We start from the raw sequence: 20,429 nt of genomic DNA, 5'->3' as shown, positions 1-20,429 counted from the left end.
TGGGTTGCATGGGACGGGGCAGGGCATCGGGAGTATTGGCAAGCGCGCTCGCGGCGGCGGTGTCGCTGGTGGCCGTGTCCGCAAGCCACGCCGCGCAACCGCCGGAGCATTCCGCACCGTGGCCGGGCCTCGGCTCGGGCGCCAACCAGCAGGAAATCGGCGAGAGCCTCAAGCTCGGGCCCGAACTTCACCGCAATGTCTCGGCCGCAGACATGCTGCGCGAGCGGCGCGTCCTCGATGCCGCGCTGCGCAAGCTCGCGCCCGCGAAGAAGGGCGTGGTCGAGGCATTCGTTATCGCGATAGCGCTAGATAGCGATCCGGTTTTCGCCCGTGAAGCGCGCGAGGCGGGCAAGGTGCTGGGCCGCAGATACAACGCCGCGAACCGCACGCTGGTGCTCGCCGGTCCCGACGGGCGCAGCGACGGGCTACCAAAGGGTTCGATCAGCGCGCTGTTCGTCTCGCTCGCGCATATCGCGGAGGTCATGAACGAGGGCGAGGATGTGCTGGTGCTATACTCGACCAGCCACGGCGTGCCGCAGGGCCTGACTTACCACTATGGCGATACCGGATACGGCTTGCTCTCGCCCGAGCGCTTCAAGAGCGAGCTCGAGGCGCTTGGGATGAGGCGGCGAATTCTCATGCTCAGCGCATGCTATTCAGGGATTTTCGTGGAGCCGCTGGCTAGTCCTGACACTGCAATCCTGACCGCATCCTACGAGAGCCGCACCAGCTTCGGCTGCGCGGCGGAGAACGACTGGACGTTCTTCGGCGATGCGCTGATCAATCGCGCGCTACGCCAGCCTGTGAGCCTGGATGAGGCTTCTGCGGCAGCGCATCGCGACATCGCTTCGTGGGAGGCGAAAAGCCGCTTGCCTGCTTCGCTTCCGCAAACGCGGATCGGCGAAGGGGTCGCCAGCTGGCTCGCCGCGCTCGAGGCCCGTATGCCGCAGACAGCAACCGAACCTGTCGGCAGGCCTGCGGTGGGCGAATAGCGCCTATTTGCTGGCGTCCACCTCCACCCGGCGCATATCGACGATCTCGACCGGACTGGCCAGCAGCTGCCCCTTCAGAAAGCCTTCCCCCTTGTCGGGATCGATCTTCGCAGCGTGGATCGCGTGGACCACGTCCATGCCTTCGACCACATATCCGAACACTGCAAAACCGGGGCGCTGGGCGGGATCTTCGGCGGATGGCTTGGCGTCGAGCCCGATCTGATCCTTGATCATGATCGAGAAATCGCCGGTCGCGGTGCCGGGGTCGTAACGCGCCATGGAAAGCGCCCCGTCCGTATGGCTCAAGCCCGTTTCATTGGTCGGTTCATGCGCGATACCGTCGAGCACGCGCTTCGGGTCCATCTGCGTTCCGCACTGGAGCAGGCCGTTGGGCGGCTCGCCCCATTTGAGGTGCATGGCGCGGTAGCACTTCGTCCCGCCGAAACGGTCCTCATCGACATAGCGCAGGAAATTGGCGGCAGTGATCGGCGCCCTCTCGGTCTCGAGATCGACGGTGATCTCGCCCATTGTCGTCTCGATTACCACGCGCGTGGTTTCATACGTGCGCTCTGGCTCTTGCGGGGCTTCGGCAGGCGTTTCGACCTGTGTTTGCGCCTGAAAAAGCAGCGGAAGGGCGAGGAGGCTTGCGATCCATGTCATTGATCCATCCTGATATGTCGTTCGCAGAGAAGCAAGCGAGATGAACAGCCATTCACATAGGCTTCATGTTTACAGACGTAGTCGAAATGACTACAGGTGTAATCAATAACACCGTTTCAGATGGTCCAGAGGGCCGGGAGGACGCTTTCACGATGAGCGACGAAAGCAAGCCAGAGCGCATCAGCGAAGCCGAGCATGCGGTGATGGAAGTGCTGTGGGACAAGAGCCCGCTTTCCGCCACCGAAGTCTGCGATGCGGTCTGCGAGGCGCGTGGATGGAGTCTCGCGACAGTCAAGACGCTGCTCAGCCGCCTTGCGGCCAAGCAGGCCATCGCGGCAGAGCCTGATGGCCGCCGCTTTCTCTACACCCCGCAGATTGCCCGCGCCGACTATGTCGGTGGGGAGTCGCGTCGCCTGGTCGAACGCCTGTTCGGGGGGAAGCCTGCAACTCTCTTCGCCCATCTCGCCGAGCAGGAGGCGCTGAGCGCCGCTGACGTTGCCGAGATCGAAGCCCTGTTGAAGGAGCTCAAGCAATGATGGACTGGCTGCTTGATACGATCGTCTGGACCGCCGCGCTGATCGCGCTCGTCCTCGTCCTGCGTCGCCCGGTGGCGCGCTGGTTTGGCCCGCAAGTCGCCTATTCACTGTGGCTCCTGCCCATCCTGCGGGTCGTCCTGCCGCCGATCGAGCTGCCGGCATGGATGGCACCGACGCAGGACGCTTTGCCTGCCACGCCGCTTGCAGCCGCCAGCGCCAGCGAGGGAGAGCAATTCGTCCTGACGCTGGGCGCCGAGCCGGTCGCCACTGCTTCCGAAAGCTGGTTCGCCTCACTACCGCTGACCGAAATTGCGGTCGGAGCATGGCTGATCGGTGCAGCCATATTCCTTTATTCGCGGCTCAACGGATATGCGCGGATGCGCGCCGAAATGCTCGCGAATGGGCGCGAAGTGGGGCGGCAGGGCAAGGTCCGCTTTATCGAAACGCCCGCGACCAACTCACCGCTTGCGTTCGGAGTGAGCGACAAGGTCATCGCGCTGCCGAAGGGGTTTCTCGCACATCACGACCGCGAGGCGCGCGATCTCGCGCTGGCGCACGAGCTGGCCCACCACGAGGGGCATGACCTGCTCGTCAACTTCCTCGCGCAGCCGCTCTTCGCAATGCACTGGTTCAATCCGCTCGGCCGGCTTGGCTGGCTTGCGCTGCGGCGCGACCAGGAGGCCGCCTGCGACGCGCGCGTCGTTGAAGGGCGCGGGGCCGCGACCCGCGCGACCTATGCCACAGTCATTGCCAGTTTCGCAGCCGGACCCGATGCAGCGCTCGCCGCGCCCATGGCCTGTCCGGTGTTGGGGGATAAATCGATAATCCAACGCTTGAGGAGCCTCAATATGAACGATCTTTCTGCGCGTCGGCGCCTTGCCGGCCGCGGCCTGATGGCGGCCGCGCTCGTCGCCCTGCCGCTTACCGCCTCGATCAGCTACGCTGCCAGCGATGCGATGCCTGCACCGCCGGCACCACCTGCCGCACCCGCTGCCCCCAATGCTCCGGTGCCGCCCGCACCGCCGGTTCCGCCCGCTGCTCCCGATGCGCCGCTGCCACCGCTAGCGCCCATAGCATTCCAGTCGAGCGCCGATGCGGATGTCGATGTCGATAAAGACGTCGACAATTGGGAAGTGCGCGAAGTGATCGTCGACAAGGACGGCAAGCGCAAGGAAATCCACAAGCGGCACAAGGTCGTCATCAAGGACGGTGACCACAAGATGACGGCGGAAGAGCGTGCAGAGCTTCGCCGAGAACTTCGCCAGGAGCTTGCCGAAGCTGACATGGAGATCAAGGAAGCGATGGAAGAAGCGCGCGTCGCACTTCTCGAAGTCCGGAATGGCGAGCATGGTGTGACCTCGATCAACATGGAGTGCAAGAACGGCAAGGGCGGCGAGTTCATCGACGACAAGGGTCACAAGACCGTGATGCTGTGCACCAGCGAGATCATGGCCAATGCGCTCACCGGCCTGAAGGAAGCACGCAAGGCCATCGCCAAGGACAGCGAGATGACTGCCGACATGAAGGCGGAAGTTCTCCGGGCGCTCGACGAGCAGATCGCCAACTGGAACAAGAAGCAGGGCTAAGCCCGGACAAGCAGTTCCCCTGCAGCAAACGGGAACCTAAGGGGCGCGGATCGTTGAGGTCCGCGCCCTTTTTCTCGCGAGAAGCAAGCAAGCGGCAGGTTCATAGGCAATTCATTTCGTCGCCCATAGGCAACGCTTCATCGCAGCCGATAGGAGGATGACATGGCGCGCGAACGTTCCCCCGGAATGAAATTGCTGTTTGCCGCGCTGGTCGGCGCGGCCCTCATTATACCGCTGCTGATGGTCTACGGTCTCGTCAGTGATCGCCAGCACCAGGCCAGAGTGGCGCAGGACTCGATTGCTGCAGGCTGGGCCGGGCCGCAAGTCGTCTCCGGTCCCGTGCTCGTTATCCCTTATAATGACGAGCGCGTGACGAGTGAGGTCGTCGACGGTCGCACGGTGACGCGTACAGTCAGGGTGCGCGACGAGCTCTATCTTTCTCCCGAACGCCAGCAGGTCGATACGAAGATCGATCCCGACGTGAAGGAACGCGCGATCTACAAGTCGGTGATCTATTCGGTCGGGCTCACGGGTTCTGCCGAGTTCAGCCTGCCCGACGATCTGGCGCGCTTCGGTGTCGAACGCGATCAACTGTTGCTCGACGAAGCGGAAATCCGCCTCGGCATGTCGGACCCGCGCGGCCTGCAGACCGACGCCAGGCTGGCGGTTGGCGGAGAGGCGCTGGCATTGAAACCCGGCAATGGCGTCGCTGCGAGTGGCGGTGCCGGCGTCCACGCATTCTACGATTGGTCGGCGGCTGAGCCTGTTGCCGTACAATGGTCCTACACCCTTCGTGGCAGCCGCTCGTTCAGCCTCGTCCCGCGCGGCAAGGATACGCAATGGACCGCAAGTTCGAGCTGGCCGCACCCCAGCTTTGCCGGAAGCTTCCTGCCCGGTGACGATGACCGCACGATCGGGGGCGACGGTTTCGAGGCGAAATGGTCGATCTCCAACCTCGCATTGGGGCAGGCCATGGTCATGGAAGAAGATCCACGCGCGCCCTTCATCGAGGAGGACGGAGCGCCGATGATTTACCCTGAGGCAGTTGCTGAGCGCGGTGCAGCGCCGCAAAGCATGGCGGCGACCATCCGTCTGGTCGATCCGGTCGATCTCTACAGCCGGGTCGATCGCGCGGTAAAATACGGCTTCCTCTTCATCGGCTTCACCTTTCTCGCCTTCCTGATGTTTGACGTGGTAGGCGGGGCAAGGGTCGCGGCGGCGGAATACCTGCTGACCGGCGCGGGTCTGGTGCTGTTCTTCGTGATGCTGCTTGCCTTTGCCGAGATGATCGGCTTCGTGCTGGCCTATCTAGTCGCCAGCGCCGCGATCATCGGGCTGCTGACGAGCTACAGTGCTGCCGTGCTGGGCAGCTGGAAGCGTGCGCAGGTGATCGGCGGATTGCTGGTCGGACTATATGCATTGCTCTACGTCCTGCTCAACCTCGAGGCTTGGTCCCTGGTGATCGGATCGATCCTGCTTTTCGTTGCGCTGGCAGCCGTGATGTACGCGACGCGCAAGATCGACTGGTCTAGCGTCAACCGGCGCGAGGAGGCCGAGGCGGAAGGCTACGCCGCAAGCTGAGCCTCCGCTCGAATTGACCGGCTTGGGAGAGCCCGGGGCGACTAACCTTTGGTCGCTTCGGGCTCTTGCTTTCCGGCCTTGTCGTCTTCCGGCTCTTCCAGCTCGATCACGGTCTCCTCATCGATTGCGATGCGGGTGAAGGCAGGGCGGGCGGGGTAGGGGCAACCGCTGGCCTGGCCGAGCCCCTTCAGGAAGGCACGGCGCACCATCCCGGCCATGATTGCGGCCTGGAAATCGCGCTGATGATCGGCGGCTCCCGAAACTTCGCGGATTATGCTGCGGAAGGGGATGAAGGACCCTACGATGCTCTGGGCGATGCGCCCTTCGCTCAACCGGTCGCCTTCATGGTCTTCCAGATCGTAATCGGGGCCGAGCACGCGATCGAGATCGGCTATTGCCTTTTCGATGCCATCGCAGCCTGGCGCATTCGCGGGAGCATAGGGCCCCCTCGCGGCGGTCAGCAGCACTTCGGGAATATCGTCCTTGGCGATGTTGAGATCCGAAATCGGCGTGGTCGCGACATCGCCCATGTCGGGCTCGCGGTCGCGGACGTTCTCATCGTCATCCTGTGCCGCAGCCGCGCCCGAGATCAGCAGCAGGGCCGCGGCGAGGACCGACTTAGTTGAAGTCGAAATAGCGGTCACACTGCGTGTCATCTGCACTCTCCAGGCCCAATCGCAGCGCTTCGACGCGTTGGGCACTTGTTCCATGGGTGAAGCTTTCCGGATTTACGCGTCCGGTCGAGTTGCGTTGCAGTGTATCGTCTCCGATCGCGCTGGCGGCGCGCAGCCCTTCCTGCATGTCGCCCGGTTCGATCAGATTGCGGTTCTTGCCCGCCCAAACGCCGGCATAGCAATCGGCCTGCAGTTCCATCCGCACTTGCAGCTGGTTGGCCTGACGCGGGTTCTGCTGCTGGACGCTGCGCACCTGCGCGGCGAGCCCGGTCAGGTTCTGGATATGGTGGCCGTATTCATGCGCCATCACGTAATAGCGCGCGAAATCGCCGCTGGCGCCCAGCTGGCGGGCCATCACGTCATAGAAATTGGTGTCGATGTAGATTCCGCTGTCCGCAGGACAGTAGAATGGTCCGGCCGCCGAACTAGCGCTGCCACACCCCTCGGTCGTCACACCGCCGCTGTAGAAAGTCAGTAGCGGATCCTGAAATTCGATACCGGCGCGCTGGAATTCGGGCGCCCACGTCTCGTTGAGAGAAGTGAGCGCGTTGCAGGCTTCGGTCGCGTAGGGGCCGCTCGTGCACAGTTCCTGCTCGCTGACATCGGCTCTAGGTTGGCTCGGCGCGCTCTGCTGAACGCCTTCGACCACGCCGATGGTCTGCATCGGATCGAGCCCGAAGACGACCGCGCCGATCAGCGCAATGACGAGGGTTCCGCAACCGACACCTCCCGCGCGGCGCATTCCGCCTCCGCCGCCGCCGGAACGCACACGGATCTTGTCGGTATTGAATGGATTCAATCGCACTTCGGGTCCCCCCTCGAAATTGGGCGTGTTACGCTTTAACTCTGGACAGCAGCGAATGCGAAGGCAAAGGCTTTCCTGCGGACTTTCAATAAAACAGGCTGGAGTTTCGAATGTTCCTCAAAGGTAAGCGTGCGCTTGTGACCGGTTCTACTTCGGGCATCGGCCTCGCGGTTGCGCGTGCGCTTCATGCCGAGGGGGCGGATGTCGTACTCAACGGGTTCGGAGACGAGACCGAGATCGCCAAGCTTTGCGAAGAGATGTCGGCACAGCATTCGGCGGCCAATTTGCTCGACGTGGGCGAGATCGAGACGATGATGGCAGAGCACGGGCCGTTCGACATTCTCGTCAACAATGCCGGGATGCAGCATGTCTCGCCGGTCGATGAGTTTCCGGTCGAGAAATGGGACGCGATCATCGGGCTCAACCTGACCGCGGCCTTCCACACTACTCGGCTCGCCCTGCCCGCTATGAAGGAGAAGGGGTGGGGGCGGATCATCAATACCGCCAGCGCCCACTCGAAGGTCGCCTCGCCATTCAAGAGCGCCTACAATGCCTCCAAGCACGGCATCGTCGGTTTTACCAAGACGGTTGCGCTTGAAGTGGCGCAGGCGGGTATTACCGCCAATTGCATCAGCCCCGGCTATGTCTGGACTCCGCTGATCGAGGGGCAGATCCCCGATACGATGAAGGCGCGCGGCATGACGCGCGACGAGGTAATCAACGATGTGCTGCTCGCCACCACGCCGAGCAAGAAGTTCGTGCAGCCCGCCGAAATCGGAGCGCTCGCCGTGTTCCTGTGCCGCGAGGAAGCGGGCAATGTGACGGGTGCGAACTGGAGCATCGACGGGGGCTGGACGACGCATTGATGCGCAAGGGCATTTGCTCATCCTTGATACTCGCAGCACTGGCCTTCCTCGCCAGTGCTTGCGCCACTGTGCCGACGGGGCAGGTGCCCAAGTCGGAGTTTGCCGCGCTCGAAACCGCAATTGCAGGCCATATCACCACGCTCGCCAGCGACGAGTATCTCGGACGCCGCCCGGGAACCGAGGGTGAGGCGCTCACGCTCGACTATCTCCAGCGCGAGCTCGAAGCGGCAGGTTTCGTTTCGGGCACCAATGATCCGGGCAATCCCTGGCGCGCACCTGTGCCGCTGATCAGCACTCTACCTGAAGACGGCTCGGCGCGGTTGCGTTTCGGTAGGCGCGAGGTTGTGCTCGATACCGAAGACACGCTTGTCTTGACCAATTGGCAGCGTAGCCTCGTCAACGGATCGGACATGCTCTTCGTCGGGCGGCTCGGTGACGAGGTTTCGGAGGCCGAGGTACGCGGCAAGGTCATCGTCTTGTTGGCGGATCCCGGCCAAAGTGCTTCGCGTCGTGACGATTTTTTCACAAAGGGCGCCGGCGCCGTCATAACGGTTGTCAATGACGAGGAAGACGTCGAGGCTCTGCGCATTGCGCGCAGCACCGAGCGGTTTCAGCTCGACGGGTTCGACGTGGACGAATTGAGCGTCTTCACCACCGCAGCCGCGATGTCCAAGGCTTTGGGGCAGGAGCGATGGTCAGAGCTCGAGACAAAGGCATCCGAGGACGGTTTCACTCCCGTCGCGCTCCAACCCAAGGCCGTGATCGAAGCCGCCTCGCGGCGCCGCGAAGTGCCATCCTCCAACCTCATCGGCATGTTGCCCGGCACCGATCCGGAGTCGGGCGCCGTGCTGCTGCTCGCGCATTGGGACCATTTCGGCAATTGCGGTGTCGAGGGTGACGAAGACCGGCTGTGCAACGGCGCAGCGGATAATGCGAGCGGTCTCGCCGTCATGCTCGAACTCGGCAAGCGCCTTGCCGCGCAGGGTCCATATGACCGCGATATCTATGTTCTTGCGACCACCGCAGAAGAATGGGGACTGCTGGGCGCGCAGGCTTTCGCCGAAAATCCGCCGGTCCCGCTTGAGGATATCGTCGCAGCCTTCAATTTCGACACAGTGGCGATTGCTCCGCGCGGCACCGCAGTCGGCTTCGTGGGGGAGGGCAGGACCGCGCTCGACACCATTGTCCGCGAGGTCGTGAACGAGAGCGGGCGCGGTTTCGGCAGCCCTATCCTCGCCGAGCAATTCCTGCAGAGGCAGGATGGCTGGGCGCTGCTCCAGCGCGATGTTCCCAGCGTGGTGATTTCGAGCGCGTTCGGTAATGAGGAGACGCTCAACGCGTATCTCGCCGCGCGCTACCACCAGGCGGGTGATGAAGCGGAAATGGTCGAGCTGGGCGGTGCGATCGAGGACCTGCTGCTGCACGAGGAACTCGTGAAGCGGATTGCCGATACCGCCCGTTATCCCGCCGTCGGGGAATAAGCCGCGTTTAGCCTCTGGCGATTGTCACGATGTGCGGTTACATGGGCCGCCACGAATCTCCCCAGATAAGAATTTACGCGATTAGAAAGTGGCAATCATGGACATCCCTCTCGGCTTAACCTTCGACGACGTGCTTCTGCGTCCGGCCGAAAGCGAAGTTTTGCCTTCCATGGCTCAGACGGCGACGCGGCTGACGCGCGAAATCGGGCTTAACATTCCTATCCTTTCCGCCGCGATGGACACGGTGACCGAAGCCGACATGGCGATCGTGATGGCGCAGCTCGGTGGGATCGGCGTTCTGCACCGCAATCTCGACATCGAGGAACAGTGCGCGGCGGTGCGCGCGGTCAAGCGCTTCGAAAGCGGCATGGTCGTCAACCCGATCACCATTGGCCCTGACGCGACGCTTGGCGAAGCGCAGGCGGTGATGACTACCAACCGCATCAGCGGAATTCCGGTTACCGATCGTTCGGGCAAGCTGGTGGGCATCCTCACCAACCGCGACGTGCGCTTTGCCGAAAATCCCAACCAGCCCGTGCGCGAGCTGATGACGACCGAAAACCTCGCGACCGTGCCGCTCGGCACCGGGCAGGAGGAAGCGCGCCGGATGCTGCATCAGCGGCGTATCGAGAAGCTGCTTGTGGTCGATGACGACGGGCATTGCGTCGGGCTGATCACGGTCAAGGATATCGAGAAGGCGGTTACCTATCCCACGGCGACCAAGGATGTGACGGGCAGGCTCCGCGTCGCTGCGGCAACAACGGTGGGCGACAAGGGTTTCGAACGGACACAGGCGCTTGTCGATGCCGAAGTCGACGTGGTCATCATCGATACCGCGCACGGCCATAACAAGGACGTTGCGCGCGCTGTCGAAGCGGCGAAGAAACTCTCCAATTCCGTCCAGGTTATCGCGGGCAATGTCGCTACCGCCGAAGCTACACGCGCGCTGATCGACGCGGGCGCGGATGCGGTCAAGGTCGGTATCGGTCCGGGCTCGATCTGCACCACGCGCGTCGTCGCAGGTGTTGGCGTACCGCAGCTGACCGCAGTAATGGAGAGCGCCGAGGAAGCCGCCAAGTCGGGCGTTCCCGTGATCGCCGATGGCGGCCTGCGTACCTCTGGCGACGCCGCCAAGGCGCTTGCCGCCGGCGCTTCGACCGTGATGATCGGTTCGATGCTGGCGGGTACGGCGGAAAGCCCGGGCGAGACCTTCCTCTACCAGGGGCGCAGCTACAAGGCCTATCGCGGTATGGGCAGCGTCAGTGCGATGGCGCGCGGCAGTGCAGACCGTTATTTCCAGCAGGACGTCTCGGCGATGAAACTCGTACCGGAAGGTATCGAGGGGCAGGTACCTTTCAAGGGCCCCGCGGCAGACGTCATCCACCAGCTCGTTGGCGGTGTGAAGGCGGCCATGGGCTACACCGGTTCGGCCACCATCGAAGAGCTGCAGAACCGCGCGCAATTCGTTCGCATCACCAATGCAGGGCTTTCCGAAAGCCACGTCCACGACGTTGCGATCACCCGCGAGGCACCGAACTATCCGACGCGCTGATATCGGGAGCGCAAGGCAATGACGCCCGCCGCGCGGGTCCAGGCTGCGATCGAGATCCTCGACGAGGTAATCGAGGCGGCGAAGCGCGAAGGTGCGCCTGCCGACAGGATCATCGCGGACTATTTCAAGCAGCGCCGCTATGCCGGATCGAAAGACCGGCGCGCGGTGCGCGAACTGGTCTATTCCGCGATCCGCATTTGTGGTGAGATGCCCCAGTGCGGCCGGGCAGCGATGCTTGCTTTCGCCGAGCAGGACGCCAGCTTGCCCGCATTGTTCGATGGTTCGACCCACGCGCCCGCGCCGATCGGTAAGAGCGAACAAGCGGCAAAGCCCGGCGTCGCTCCGGATTGGCTGGTCGAGCGATTGGTTGCAGCAAGCATTGCAGGAGATGAGCTTGCCGCGTTGATGGGTCGTGCTCCGCTGGATGTGCGCGTGAACGCGCTCAAATCCGATCGATCGACTGTTGATCTGCCTGAAGCCGGGGAAACGCTTGCCGCGCCGCAAGCGCTGCGGTTCGACGGCGGTACGCAGGTCGAGCAATGGCCCGCCTGGCGCGATGGGCTGATCGAGGTGCAGGACCACGGTAGCCAGCTGGTCTGTCAGGCGCTCGGCGCGTCTCCCGGCGAAACGGTCATCGATTTGTGCGCGGGGGCTGGCGGGAAGTCGCTCGCACTCGCAGCGGCAATGGACAATCGAGGCCGGATCATTGCCAGCGATGTCGACAAGCGCCGCTTGGGTAATTTGCCGCCGCGCGCCGAGCGAGCAGGTGCAGCGGTGATCGAACCGTTGCTGCTCGATCCAGGTAAGGAGCTCGAGGCGCTGTCTGATGTCGCGGGCGCCGCCGATCTCGTTCTTGTCGATGCGCCGTGTTCTGGCACCGGCACCTGGCGGCGCAAGCCCGAGGCCAAGTGGCGGCTGACGCCCGAACGGCTCGCGAAATTTGCGCAAACGCAGGACAACCTGCTCGATATCGCGGCGCAACTGGTCAAGCCGGGCGGCCGGATCGGCTTCGTGACCTGCTCCCTGCTCGACGAGGAAGGCGCGGCGAGGATCGATGCATTCCTTGCTCGGCATGCCGGATGGAGCGCCGAAGCGCCTGCGCTTCCGTTAGGCCGGCAATATGGCAAGGGAACACGCCTGACACCGTTCCACGATGGCACGGACGGGTTTTTTGTCGCAATGCTCCATTCAGCCTGTTAGGCTTAAGCGTTATGGAAAGGCCTTCATCCAACCGAATGGCTGCCCCGAAGGAGTTGTTCATGCGTTTTGCGCCCGCCGCCGCCGCCCTTTCGCTCGCTCTCGCCGTCACGTCGAGTGTCGGTCTGGCCGATGCGCCGAAGCCGAGCGCGCGTGCGGCAATGCTGATTGCAGAAGGGCGCGCTGCGCTGTCTGCGGGGGAAACGCAGGCTGCAATCGATGCGTATGAGGCCGCCCTGGCGGTCGATCCCGGCTATTCGCCGCTATTCCTCGATCTCGCCGAAGCGGCCCGCCGTGACGGACTGCAGGGCAAGGCAATTCGGTATTACCGCGAGCTGCTTGACCGTGACCCGGGCAATCTTGCCGCCATTTCGGGTGAGGGTGCTGCGCTGGTCGAGAAGGGCGCACTGGAAAAGGCGAAGCGGAACCTCGCCAAGCTGGAAAGCATGTGCGGATCTTCCTGCCCCGAAACCAGCCGTCTTGCTTCGACCATTTCGACCGCGAACACACCGCGCATGGCGGCGGAGACCAACGGGCAGGAAGAGATGGCGCAGTAAGCCAAGGGTCGCGATCAGATCATCGCGATGAATTCCTTCACCACCGCTCGATAGACGTCGCGTTTGAACGGCACGATCAAGTCGGGCAATTCGTTCGGCTTGACCCATTGCCATTCGCAGAACTCTGGCGGCTCATGGGCATTGAGGTCGATGTCCGAATCCTCGCCCTTGAACCGGCCGAGAAACCAGTTCTGTTCCTGTCCGCGATATTTCCCGCCCCATAGCTTTCCAATGAGCTCGGGCGGCAAGTCGTAGCGGACGGGATAGGGCATGCGTCCGATGATATCGACGAGGTGAGAGCCTACGCCGGTTTCCTCATGCAGTTCGCGCAGAGCCGCTTCCTCGAGATGTTCGCCGGGGTCGACACCGCCCTGCGGCATTTGCCAGGCGCCAAGGTTCTTGGAATCGATCCGCTGGCCGACGAAGACTTCGCCCTGCCGGTTGGCCAGCATGAACCCGGCGCAGGGCCGGTAAGCAAGCTCGCTCATTCCGAATGCTCCAGCATCAGTTTCATCGCTGCGAAGACGCGCTCGAGTTCAGCCTGATAGCTCGGAATGCCCTGGCGCAAATTGGTGAAGCTGTGGGTGCCGCCTTTGACTTCGATGAAAACGTGATCGACCCCAGCTTGACTGAGCGCCGCGCCATAGTCGCGCCCGGAATCGCGGATCGGGTCGAGGCTGGCCGTGACCAGCACGGTCGGCGGCGTGCCCGCGTGCTCGCCAAGGATCGGCATGGCGCGCTTGTCATCGCGTACCGGCGCATAGGCCGCGTCGAAGAACTCGATCGCCGCCTTTGTAAGGATGAAGCCTTCGGCAAACTCGTCCAGGCTTTTCGATCCCATGGCATCGCTGGCCAAGGGGAAAATGGGAACCTGCAGGAGCACTGGAACGTCTGCGGCGGATTCAGTCAGGGCTTGCGTCACCACGATCGTCGCGTTGCCGCCTGCGCTGTCACCGATGGTGACAATGCCCGTGGCCTTCCGTTCGAGCGCTTCGGGTGAACTTGCAATCCAGCGGCTCGCCGCTTCGCAATCCTCGATCGCGGCGGGGAAGGGGTGTTCGGGCGCACGGCGGTAATCGACCGCGACCACCGGAAGGTCCATCTGGTGCGCGATTTCGGTGCACAGATTGTGGTGGGTATCGAGGTCCCCGATCACGAACCCGCCACCGTGGTAGAAAACGATCACGGGTGAGGGATCGCGCTCCTTGCGCGTGTCATAAAGCCTGAGGGGGATGTCTCCGGCGGGGCCGGGGCAGGCGAGATCGCGGATCACTGCCAGTTCGCGGGCCGGGGCATCGGCCATCTGGTGCAGCGCAACGTAGCTTTGCCGCGCTTCGTCCAGCGTCATGTCGGCGATCGCCGGTCCATCCGCAGCCTCAAGAACCGCCAGGAACGCTTTTACGTCCTCGCGCACATAAGGTTCCTGCGCGCCAGATTGCCCTTCAGCCATGCAATTTCCTCTCAAATGCTATTTATTTGCACAGGGTAGGCAGGGTTAAACCGTATTTCCACTCGACAATTTGGCCCATGAGGAGAAAAACTTCATTGCGGGAGAGGGCGACGCTGCATAGGTGCGCATCTCTGATGGACTGGCACCGGACAAGACCGGGCCGCGAAAAGGAATGCGAATGGCTACTCAAGCCGTGGACAACACGCCCGAACAGGCATCCCCCCAAGAACCCGATGCCGTTGTGGTCCGCTTTGCGGGCGACAGTGGCGACGGCATGCAGCTGACAGGCGGGCAATTCACGCTCTCGACAGCGCTTGCCGGCAATGATCTGGCGACTTTCCCCGATTTCCCGGCGGAAATTCGCGCTCCCCAAGGCACGCTTTTCGGGGTGTCGGCTTTCCAGATCAATTTCGGCAGTCGCGAGATCAATACAGCGGGCGACGCGCCCGATGTGCTCGTCGCGATGAACCCGGCGGCGCTCAAGGTGAACCTGTCTGCCTTGAAGCCGGGCGGGCTGATCATCGCCGACACGGGTGAGTTCACCAAGCGCAACCTCGACAAGGCGAAATACGAGACCAATCCGCTCGAGGACGGCAGCCTCGCAAAATACGACCTGCTCGCCTTCGACATCAGCGCGCTGACGATCGAGGCGGTGAAGCCATTCGGTCTCGGCAACAAGGATGCGCTGCGTTCCAAGAACATGTGGACGCTGGGCCTTGCGCTGTGGATGTTCGACCGTCCGCGCGAGCCTATCCAGGACTGGCTCAAGGCGAAGTTCAAGTCGAAGCCCGAAATCGCAGAAGCCAACATTGCCGCGCTCAACGCAGGCCATGCCTATGGCGAGACTGCCGAACTTTCGACCCCGATCAAGCAACCGAGCCTGCCGCCGGTCGAGAGCGAACCCGGCCTCTACCGCACGATCACTGGCGCCGAAGCGGTCTCGCTCGGGCTCGTCGCGGGCGCGCAGCTGGCCGAACTGCCAATGTTCTTCGGCGGCTATCCGATCACGCCTGCGTCGGCGATCCTGCACCACCTCGCGCGGCTCAAGGAATATGACGTCACGACTTTCCAGGCTGAAGACGAGATTGCCGCGATCTGCGCCGCCATCGGTGCGAGCTATGCCGGCAGCCTTGGCGTCACCTCGTCGTCTGGCCCCGGTATCGCGCTGAAGGGCGAGGCGATGGGCCTCGCGATCATGACCGAGCTTCCGCTCGTCATCGTCAATTCGCAGCGCGGTGGCCCGTCGACGGGCCTACCGACGAAGACCGAGCAGTCCGACCTTTATCAGGCCGTATTTGGCCGCAACGGCGATGCGCCGATGCCGGTCATCGCCGCGCGCAGCCCGGGCGACGCATTCGAAGTTGCGATCGAGGCCTGCCGTATTGCGACGCAGTATATGACCCCGGTCATGCTGCTCACCGATGGCTATATCGCCAATGCTGCCGAGCCTTGGAAAGTGCCCGACCCGGCAAGCTTCGAGCCGTTCCCGGCCACGTTCCTTGAGAGCAAGAACAGCGACGATGGCGAGACGCTGCTTCCCTACAAGCGCGATGACAAGGGCGCGCGACCCTGGATCAAGCCGGGCACGCCCGAATTGATGCACCGCATCGGCGGGATCGAGAAAGACTCGCTCACCGGCAACATCAGTTACGAACCCGAGAACCACCAGACGATGACCGACCTGCGCAAGGGCAAGGTCGATGGCGTCGCCGTGCCCGATCAGGAGATCGCGGTTGGCGAGGCGGGCGGCAAGCTCGTGGTCGTCGGGTGGGGCTCGACCTATGGCCCGATTCACCAGGCGGTGAACCGCGCCCGCGCCAAGGGGCTGGACGTCAGCCAGATCCACGTGCGCCACATCTGGCCGATGCCCGGCAATCTCGGCGATCTGCTGAAGAGCTATGACAAGGTGCTGGTGCCCGAAATGAACACCGGCCAGTTCAAGACGCTGCTGCGTGATCAATTCCTGGTCGATGCGCAGCCCTACACCAAGACGAGCGGCCAGCCGTTCTACATTCACGAGCTTGAAGCCGCCATCGAGGAGGCGCTGTCATGAACGAGATGACAAAAATCGAAACCACGCTGAAGGATTGGGAAACCGACCAGGAAGTACGCTGGTGCCCGGGTTGCGGCGACTACGCGATCCTGAAGGCCGTGCAGCGCACGCTGCCCCAGCTCGGCGCGGACCCGGCAAAGACCTGCTTCATCAGCGGGATCGGCTGTTCGAGCCGCTTTCCCTATTACGTCGAAAGCTACGGCTTCCACACGATCCACGGTCGTGCGCCTGCCTTCGCCACGGGCGCAAAGCTCGCCAATCCCGAGCTCGATATCTGGCTGGTGACTGGCGACGGTGACGGTCTTTCGATCGGCGGCAACCATCTGATGCATGTGCTGCGCCGCAATGTGAACATGCAGATCATGCTGTTCAACAACGAGATCTACGGCCTGACCAAGGGGCAGTTCTCGCCCACCAGTCGTGAAGGCACGAAGAGTCCATCGACCCCGGTCGGTTCGTTCGACCGTCCCGCCAATCCGGCAGCCTTCGCTTTGGGCGCAGGCGCGCGTTTCGTCGGCCGCGGCTTCGACGTGTCGAAAAACCTGCCCGATGTGCTCAAGGCGGCCCACGCGCATGAAGGCGCGGCCTTCATCGAGATTTTTCAGAACTGCATCGTCTACAACAAGGACGTGTTCGACGATTTCGCCGCGCCCAAGGGTGCAGGCGACCGCCAGCTCTGGCTCGAACATGGCAAGCCGATGCTGTTCGGCGATCCGAAGACCGGCATGGACAAGGGCATCGCGCTCGACCGTAACGGGCTCAACCTCAAGGTTGTCGAGGCGACCGAGGACAATTGGGAAGAGGCCGGCGTGCTTGTTCACGATGCGACCAACCGCGTAATCGCGCATATGCTGGTCGAAATGCCCTTCGGTCCGTTCCCGATGGCGCTTGGCGTGCTTTACGACGATCCGCGCCCGACCTTCGAGACCGCCGTTGCCGAGGAACGCGAGCGCGCGACCAAGGGCAAGGAGGCGAACCTCGCCAAGCTGCTCGGCACCGGGCAGACCTGGACGGTCAGCGGCACCGCGCAGGACCCCGTGTAACGGAGTTCGGGCGGGCTTTGCAGCCCGCCTGATCTCGCCTTTTTTTGAACGATCTCCGTTCCGATGCATTGATCGGATGAATTGATGCGCCCGAAGTGGCGCAGGAAAACGGAGATATTACAATGAGATTTGCCAAGCTAATTCTCGCCTCGAGTGCCGCCATCGCCCTTACGGCATGTGGTTCGGAAGATGTCGAGAATACCCCTGTCGATGACATCGACGAAATCGTCGACAACGATACCGAGTATGATCCGATGACCAGGGATTATACCTTGTCGGAAGAAGCACAGGCCCGCCGCGACCAGTTTGACGAGGAAGCGACTGCCGAGGAATACGGTCAGTATCGCGACGAAATCATGGCCGAGCAGGATACGGCGGAAAGCATGGCTTCCGAGCGCGAAGATAATGCCAGCGCGATGGCCCCTTCGGACGGCGGCAGCGACAGCGCGTCGGGAAGCTCGACCGATACGATGGCTTCGTCTGGTGAAGCGTCCAGCAACGACATGCCAGAGCGCGATTCCGAAACCAACATGCGTACGCGCGCTTCGATGACATGGAGCTACCTCGATCGCGACGACAGCAATCGCCTTTCGGTGGCCGAATACGCCATTTGGGCCATCCCGCTCGATCCGACGGAGCCGGAGCCCAACGATGCCAAGCCACCCTATGTTGAGACCGAGGAAATCAACAAGGCGGCAGACAGCTTCTTCTATTACGATATCGATGGCGACAGCTATCTTGACCGCCGCGAGTTCACCGCAGCGCGTCGGGGCGAGAACTTCGACCCGCAGGAAACCACCGGCTAGGTTCAGTCATCAGGCAAGAGACGGGCTGCGTTTTCAGCGTCGCCCTTTTCTTTGCCTGCAAAGGCGGTAAAGCCCGCGATCAATGGACAATCTGACACACAGCCTTGTCGGCGCGCTGATCGGGCAGGCGGGGCTCAAGAAGAAGACAGGGCTGGCGATGCCGGCGCTGATCATCGGGGCGAACCTCCCCGATGTCGATGCGGCGTGCTTCTTCTGGCTCGACGGGGTGGAGCATCTCGGCTTTCGCCGCGGGATCACGCATGGTCCGCCCGCGCTGGTGCTGCTGCCGCTTATATTGGCCGGGCTGCTGTGGGGCTTCGACCGTTGGCAGACGAAACGGGGCAAGCGGCCCGAGGCGCGCCTGCCGGTGAACTTCAAATGGCTTTACCTGCTGAGTTTTATCGGCTGCCTGACGCACCCGGCGCTCGACTGGCTCAATGTCTATGGCATCCGCCTGCTGGAGCCGTTTTCGTCGCAATGGTTCTACGGCGACACGCTCTTCATCATCGATGTATGGCTGTGGGCGCTGTTGGGCCTTGCGACGTGGTTCTCGCTGCGTCGGGAGAAACGGGGCGGTGAGTGGCGGCGACCTGCACGCAGCGCGCTCGCGGTGGCGCTGGCGTATATCGGGGTGAACGGGGCGATTACCCATTCACATGAGCGGATGACGGATATGAGTGCGGTGGGTCCGACCATCGCAAGCCCGTTGCCTTTCGCGTTTTGGCAACGCGAGATCATTATCCCATTGGATAACGGTCGTTATCGTATAGTCCCGGAGTACTCCGGGCCGTCTGAAGAGCCGGGGGAGGCGTATACACTTGGCGACCCTGAGTTGTCCTATTTCTGCAATCTCGAAGATATCGCCAACCTCAATTCGCAGGCCCGAGCATTTCTGTTCTGGTCGCGTACGCCGCTTCTAGAGCGATCTGAAAATGGCGAAGTGTTACTCCACGACGCGCGGTTCTATGACCCTCGCGCCCGGGACCGCTTCTCCGTCGCGCTGCCTAATGTGAAATGTGAACCACTAGCGGAACCGTCATCCTGAATTCTTTTCAGGATAACTCGCTCCGCCACCGTCATGCATGGCGTGGAGATGCTATGCTGAAACAAGTTCAGCATGACGGCGTTGGTCTGGCATGACTTCGAAGAGGGGCGAATGACCAAACCACAAATCGTTTGGCTGCGGCGCGACCTGCGCATGGCCGACAATCCCGCGCTCTATGCCGCCGCCCAACAGGGTCCGGTGGTCGCGGTCTATGTCCTCGATGACGAGGCGGCGGGCGATCACAAATATGGCGGCGCGTCGCGCTGGTGGCTGCACCACTCGCTCGAAAGCCTGTCCAAGAGTTTCGGCGCGCGCAACTCGCGGATCGTCCTGCGACGCGGCGATGCTGTTGAGGAGGTCACCAAGGTGGCAAACGCCGTCGGGGCCGAGACTGTCCACGCCAATCGCCATTACGAGCCGTGGTGGCGCAAGGCACAGGGTAAGCTCGCCAAAGAACTCGACCTGCAGCTTTATGACGGGAATTACCTCTTCCCGCCGGGTTACATCACCACGGGTTCGGGCGACCCTTACAAGATCTACACCCCGTTTTCGAAGGCGACGAAGGAGCAGTTCCCGCCGCGTGACGAGCTGCCTGAGCCCGAAACGCTCTCATCCCCTGAAGAATGGCCGGCGAGCGACAGTCTCGAAGACTGGGACCTTCTCCCGACGAAGCCAAACTGGGCGACCGGCATTGCGGACTTCTGGGAAGTTGGCGAGGCCGCCGCGCACGAACGGCTCGACTGGTGGGACGATGAAGTCGACAGATATGAGGACGGCCGCAATCTCCCCTCGGTCGATGAAACCAGCCAGATGTCGCCGCATCTCCACTGGGGCGAAATCTCGCCGATCCAGATCTGGCACCGGTTCAAGGACAAGCGCAGCGAGGGGTGGAAGACTTACGAGAAAGAGCTGATCTGGCGCGACTACGCGCAGAACGTGATCTGCCAGTTTCCTTCCTATGCCAAGGAAAGCTATCGCGAGGGGTGGGACAGCGACATGGGCTGGCGCAATCCCAATCGCGGACACGTGATCCAGGAAGAGCTCGAGGCCTGGCAGCAGGGCCGCACCGGCTATCCGATCGTCGATGCCGGAATGCGGCAGCTGTGGCAGACCGGTTGGATGCACAACCGCGTGCGGATGATCACGGCGAGCTTCCTCATCAAGCACCTGCTGATCGACTGGAAACATGGCGAACGCTGGTTCTGGGATTGTCTCGTTGACGCCGATTACGGCTCCAACGGCACGAACTGGCAGTGGGTCGCGGGTACCGGCGTCGATTCGAACATGTTCAGCCGGATCATGGCGCCGCTCACCCAGTCGGAGAAGTTCGATGCGGCAGGCTATATCCGGACCTACGTGCCCGAGCTTGCCAACTTGCCGGATGACAAGATCCACGACCCCGAGGAACACGGCTGCAAGCCCGAGGATTACCCCTCGAAGATCATCGGTCACAAGGAAGCGCGCGAGCGTGCCCTCGAAACCTATCGCGCCATGAAATCCTAGCGCTCGGCTTGCCCCCTCTGCTGATGGGGGTATGAGGGGGCG

At 62.6% G+C, this 20,429-nt stretch carries 19 protein-coding genes; 14 read left to right on the top strand and 5 right to left on the bottom strand.

Going from position 1 to position 20,429, the window contains the following annotated elements:
- Window positions 1–8 precede the first annotated feature (8 nt).
- Window positions 9–992 carry a C13 family peptidase gene (locus CCE89_RS14410; RefSeq protein WP_086438728.1) on the top strand — a complete coding sequence of 328 codons (984 nt, stop codon included), beginning with the start codon at window positions 9–11 and terminating at the stop codon, window positions 990–992.
- A 3-nt stretch (window positions 993–995) separates the two neighbouring features.
- On the opposite strand, the gene CCE89_RS14405 is transcribed toward CCE89_RS14410, so the two are convergent.
- Window positions 996–1,652, bottom strand: a complete 657-nt coding sequence (locus CCE89_RS14405; protein WP_086438727.1) for a peptidylprolyl isomerase — start codon at window positions 1,650–1,652, stop codon at window positions 996–998.
- Between the two features lie 152 nt (window positions 1,653–1,804).
- On the opposite strand from CCE89_RS14405, the gene CCE89_RS14400 reads away from it, so the two are divergent.
- The 3 genes from CCE89_RS14400 to creD all read left to right on the top strand — a co-directional run bounded on the left by CCE89_RS14400 (window position 1,805) and on the right by creD (window position 5,355).
- The gene (locus tag CCE89_RS14400; protein ID WP_086438726.1) at window positions 1,805–2,188 is read left to right on the top strand and encodes a BlaI/MecI/CopY family transcriptional regulator; all 384 of its coding nucleotides are present in this window, start codon (window positions 1,805–1,807) and stop codon (window positions 2,186–2,188) included.
- On the top strand, window positions 2,185–3,774 hold the full coding sequence (locus CCE89_RS14395) for a M56 family metallopeptidase (protein WP_086438725.1): 1,590 nt from the start codon (window positions 2,185–2,187) through the stop codon (window positions 3,772–3,774). Before CCE89_RS14400 ends, CCE89_RS14395 begins: the two co-directional genes overlap by 4 nt.
- A gap of 162 nt (window positions 3,775–3,936) precedes the next feature.
- Window positions 3,937–5,355 carry a cell envelope integrity protein CreD gene (creD, locus tag CCE89_RS14390; protein WP_086438724.1) on the top strand — a complete coding sequence of 473 codons (1,419 nt, stop codon included), beginning with the start codon at window positions 3,937–3,939 and terminating at the stop codon, window positions 5,353–5,355.
- 41 nt (window positions 5,356–5,396) lie between these two features.
- Here creD and CCE89_RS14385 read toward each other — a convergent pair whose 3' ends face one another.
- Window positions 5,397–6,011, bottom strand: coding sequence for a hypothetical protein (locus CCE89_RS14385; protein WP_200810358.1), 615 nt, complete (start codon window positions 6,009–6,011; stop codon window positions 5,397–5,399).
- Window positions 5,974–6,834, bottom strand: a complete 861-nt coding sequence (gene ypfJ / locus CCE89_RS14380) for a KPN_02809 family neutral zinc metallopeptidase (RefSeq protein WP_086438723.1) — start codon at window positions 6,832–6,834, stop codon at window positions 5,974–5,976. Before ypfJ ends, CCE89_RS14385 begins: the two co-directional genes overlap by 38 nt.
- A gap of 110 nt (window positions 6,835–6,944) precedes the next feature.
- Between ypfJ and CCE89_RS14375 the strand changes: the two genes are divergently transcribed.
- The 5 genes from CCE89_RS14375 to CCE89_RS14355 all read left to right on the top strand — a co-directional run bounded on the left by CCE89_RS14375 (window position 6,945) and on the right by CCE89_RS14355 (window position 12,487).
- On the top strand, window positions 6,945–7,700 hold the full coding sequence (locus tag CCE89_RS14375; protein ID WP_086438722.1) for a 3-hydroxybutyrate dehydrogenase: 756 nt from the start codon (window positions 6,945–6,947) through the stop codon (window positions 7,698–7,700).
- A gap of 23 nt (window positions 7,701–7,723) precedes the next feature.
- Window positions 7,724–9,181 carry a M28 family peptidase gene (locus CCE89_RS14370; RefSeq protein WP_159456661.1) on the top strand — a complete coding sequence of 486 codons (1,458 nt, stop codon included), beginning with the start codon at window positions 7,724–7,726 and terminating at the stop codon, window positions 9,179–9,181.
- Window positions 9,182–9,278: 97 nt separating this feature from the next.
- Window positions 9,279–10,733, top strand: coding sequence for an IMP dehydrogenase (gene guaB / locus CCE89_RS14365; RefSeq protein WP_086438720.1), 1,455 nt, complete (start codon window positions 9,279–9,281; stop codon window positions 10,731–10,733).
- Between the two features lie 18 nt (window positions 10,734–10,751).
- Entirely contained in the window at window positions 10,752–11,933 is a 1,182-nt protein-coding gene (locus tag CCE89_RS14360) for an RsmB/NOP family class I SAM-dependent RNA methyltransferase (RefSeq protein ID WP_086438719.1), read from the top strand.
- Between the two features lie 59 nt (window positions 11,934–11,992).
- Entirely contained in the window at window positions 11,993–12,487 is a 495-nt protein-coding gene (locus tag CCE89_RS14355) for a tetratricopeptide repeat protein (RefSeq protein ID WP_086438839.1), read from the top strand.
- A 14-nt stretch (window positions 12,488–12,501) separates the two neighbouring features.
- Here CCE89_RS14355 and CCE89_RS14350 read toward each other — a convergent pair whose 3' ends face one another.
- Together CCE89_RS14350 and CCE89_RS14345 are read right to left on the bottom strand one after the other, a co-directional pair.
- Window positions 12,502–12,975, bottom strand: a complete 474-nt coding sequence (locus CCE89_RS14350) for an RNA pyrophosphohydrolase (protein ID WP_086438718.1) — start codon at window positions 12,973–12,975, stop codon at window positions 12,502–12,504.
- Window positions 12,972–13,937 carry an alpha/beta hydrolase gene (locus CCE89_RS14345; RefSeq protein WP_086438717.1) on the bottom strand — a complete coding sequence of 322 codons (966 nt, stop codon included), beginning with the start codon at window positions 13,935–13,937 and terminating at the stop codon, window positions 12,972–12,974. Before CCE89_RS14345 ends, CCE89_RS14350 begins: the two co-directional genes overlap by 4 nt.
- Window positions 13,938–14,115: 178 nt before the next feature.
- Here CCE89_RS14345 and CCE89_RS14340 point away from each other — a divergent pair, with 178 nt between their 5' ends.
- The 5 genes from CCE89_RS14340 (at window position 14,116) to CCE89_RS14320 (ending at window position 20,387) form a co-directional block, all read left to right on the top strand.
- A complete protein-coding gene (locus tag CCE89_RS14340) occupies window positions 14,116–15,990 on the top strand; it encodes a 2-oxoacid:acceptor oxidoreductase subunit alpha (RefSeq protein ID WP_086438716.1) in 1,875 nt (624 codons plus the stop codon).
- Window positions 15,987–17,033 (top strand): 2-oxoacid:ferredoxin oxidoreductase subunit beta, encoded by a 1,047-nt coding sequence (locus CCE89_RS14335; protein ID WP_086438715.1) that lies wholly within the window; start codon window positions 15,987–15,989, stop codon window positions 17,031–17,033. Before CCE89_RS14340 ends, CCE89_RS14335 begins: the two co-directional genes overlap by 4 nt.
- A 122-nt stretch (window positions 17,034–17,155) precedes the next feature.
- The gene (locus CCE89_RS14330; RefSeq protein ID WP_086438714.1) at window positions 17,156–17,839 is read left to right on the top strand and encodes a hypothetical protein; all 684 of its coding nucleotides are present in this window, start codon (window positions 17,156–17,158) and stop codon (window positions 17,837–17,839) included.
- An 82-nt stretch (window positions 17,840–17,921) separates the two neighbouring features.
- Complete coding sequence (locus tag CCE89_RS14325) at window positions 17,922–18,884, top strand: metal-dependent hydrolase (RefSeq protein ID WP_086438713.1); 963 nt, start codon at window positions 17,922–17,924, stop codon at window positions 18,882–18,884.
- A 111-nt stretch (window positions 18,885–18,995) separates the two neighbouring features.
- Window positions 18,996–20,387 carry a cryptochrome/photolyase family protein gene (locus CCE89_RS14320; protein ID WP_086438838.1) on the top strand — a complete coding sequence of 464 codons (1,392 nt, stop codon included), beginning with the start codon at window positions 18,996–18,998 and terminating at the stop codon, window positions 20,385–20,387.
- Window positions 20,388–20,429 lie beyond the last annotated feature (42 nt).

It is taken from the genome of Altererythrobacter xiamenensis, from assembly GCF_900177715.1.
Taxonomy (GTDB): Bacteria; Pseudomonadota; Alphaproteobacteria; order Sphingomonadales; family Sphingomonadaceae; genus Erythrobacter; species Erythrobacter xiamenensis.
Note: the sequence above shows the minus strand (reverse complement) of the source record. Positions and strands in the feature narration are given on the sequence as shown.